Raw genomic sequence first — 1,307 nt, 5'->3', positions numbered from 1 at the left:
CCGCCCCGCCCTCCAGCGCATTGCGCTGGCCGTTGCCGATGATCCGGTTGCCGAACTCGTTGCCGGTGGCCGAGACGTCCTGCACCACCTCGCCGCCTTCGTCGCGCACCCGGCGCAGCTCCAGCTGCTCGATCCGCTGGCCCTCGTCGAGGGTGTAGTCGGTATAGGCGCGCACCACGTCGTGGGAGCCTCGGGCGCCCCGGCCTTCCTCGATCACCATGTCGCCTGCGCTGTCGACGATGAAGAGGTCGGACCCCCGGCTGCCGATCATCGTGTCGTCGCCGGCCTTGCCGTCGAACACCGTCTCGGAGTTGAAGATCGCCCTGAGCGTGTTGCCCAGCTCGTTGCCGACGACCACGTCCCAGGCGGTCAGGTTCTCGACGTTGGCATAGCCCTCGAGCGAGAACTCCCCCTCGAAGACGATGGTGTCGGTGCCGCCGTCCACCTCCTCGACGATCACGTCGGGGCCGTCCTCGTTGTAGAGGTAGGTGGGATACCAGTAGGTGTCGTCGCCGTCCCCGCCGATCAGTGTGTCGGCATAGAGGTCGTCGCCCCAGATCTCGTCGTCGCCGCCGCCCGCGCGGACCACGTCGCCGCCGAGATCCTGGCCCCGGAACAGCTCGCCGCTGAAGATCCGCTCGCCCGCATCGGTGCCCAGGATCTCGTCCGGTCCGAGGGAGCCGTAGATGTCGAAGATGTCGGAACTGCCGCGATTGTCGACCAGGGCGACCGCATCGGTGTCGACGAAGATCACCGACACCGCGACCTCCGCGGTCCCCTCCTCCAGAACGCCGCTCGTGGCGATGCCGATACCGACGTAGTCATAGTCGCCGTTGTCCAGCGCCTCGGCATAGCCCGGCGCCTCGGCCTTGAGCCGCTCGTTCAGGATCGGCCCGCCGGTGGGAAAGACCCCGGCGCCGGGATGGTCGAAATACCAGGTCGCCTCGACCGCGCTACCGGTGACGGACAGGCCCTCGGCCTCCACCCTCTGCACGATCGGACCCGCTGGGGCGCCCGCGTCCCCGGCGGCGAGGATCCGGGTCGCCGCCGCGTCGGCGACGGCGTTCAGGCGGCCTTCCGCCAGGACATACCCGTCGCTGTCGCTCTGCAGGAAGTTGAGAATGCTCTCTTCCCGCATCGTCAGGAAAGTTGCGGCCATGGCGTGTCCTCCTTGCTGAAGGGTCAGCCTATCCGCCGCTGTCCCCGGGGCAACCTCAAACCAGCCAGACATCCCCGATCATCGGCGTGTCGCCGCCTTCGTCGAAGGCGATCAGCGCCACCGGGGCGATCCCGCCCGCGCCGTCGAT

General features: G+C 68.5%; 1 protein-coding gene. It reads right to left on the bottom strand.

The features are described 5' to 3' along the window. Positions 1–1,159 (bottom strand): hypothetical protein (locus A37W_RS22945; RefSeq protein ID WP_018303797.1); only part of this gene is annotated, 1,159 nt, incomplete at its 3' end. Between the last annotated feature and the right edge of the window lie 148 nt (positions 1,160–1,307).

The organism is Wenxinia marina DSM 24838 (genome assembly GCF_000379485.1).
GTDB lineage: Bacteria > Pseudomonadota > Alphaproteobacteria > Rhodobacterales > Rhodobacteraceae > Wenxinia > Wenxinia marina.
The sequence above is the reverse complement of the archived record's forward strand: the minus strand, read 5'-3'. Positions and strand labels throughout refer to the sequence as shown.